We start from the raw sequence: 996 nt of genomic DNA, 5'->3' as shown, positions 1-996 counted from the left end.
CCACAGGGGCAACCATTACCACTTCTACCAACAACCTCATCAACGTTGACCCTCTGTTGCTCCCTCTGGGAAACTACGGGGGTGTCACCCAAACTCATGCCCTCTCTCTCTCTAGTCCCGCCCTCAATGCTGGCAGTAACGCCTTAGCCGCAGGTTTAAGCACCGACCAACGAGGCGCACCCGGTGCGCGTATCGTTGATGGTACGGTAGATATGGGAGCCTTTGAATGGCAAGGTAGTGAAATTACTCCCATTGGCAACCAAAACATCACCATTAGCAGCTTACCGAGTACCCTTGATGTCAGCGTCAAAGTTGTAGAAAAAGTATTTAATCTTGCTCTTGGTGTCGGCGCAACCATTAATTTTAGTACCATTGGAGATGTAACGGGTTCCTTTTCCAATGGTACAAGCGTCATCACCGATGCTAACGGTATTGCCCTGAATTTCTTTGAGGTACTGAGGGCAACGGGAGACTTCCAGATTTTGGCAGGAGTGACAAGTTTGGACACCTTGACCTTTAGTATTACCAATAATGTCTTTAGTTTCCTCTCGGAGATAGAACAAGAGTTTGATTCTCTAGAAATCCGAGAAGAAGACATCCTTTTTGCACGGGGTTGCCTGTCTACTCCCGAAGATAAATTAACTCAACAAGACAAGGAAGAACAGGAAAACAATACCTCTGAAGAGGGGGAAGATGAGGAAATCGTAGCGGGAGAAGAAAATGAAGATTCTTCCCCTGGCAGCGATCGCGCTTGTCGTCCTATCGGCGATGATAGTGGAGGAGGTGGCGAAGAATAAATTAGATTCTCGTTCATGGATAATCCGCAAAATCCTAATAATAGGTCATAACTTCAGGGTGCAAGCATTGCACCCCTACCCCCTAAACCCAACTGTAGTGGGAGCGTCTCGCTCCCTAGATTTTAGCGTCTCGCTCCCTAGATTTTAGCGTCTCGCTCCCTAGATTTTAGCGTCTCGCTCCCTAGATTTTAGCGTCTCG

At 47.7% G+C, this 996-nt stretch carries 1 protein-coding gene; it reads left to right on the top strand.

Translation table 11 applies throughout. The features are described 5' to 3' along the window. On the top strand, window positions 1–797 hold a 797-nt coding region (locus JUI58_RS01095), incomplete at its 5' end, for a choice-of-anchor Q domain-containing protein (RefSeq protein WP_204101897.1). Between the last annotated feature and the right edge of the window lie 199 nt (window positions 798–996).

This window comes from Spirulina sp. CCY15215 (genome assembly GCF_016888125.1).
Taxonomy (GTDB): domain Bacteria; phylum Cyanobacteriota; class Cyanobacteriia; order Cyanobacteriales; family Spirulinaceae; genus CCY15215.
Note: the sequence above shows the minus strand (reverse complement) of the source record. Positions and strands in the feature narration are given on the sequence as shown.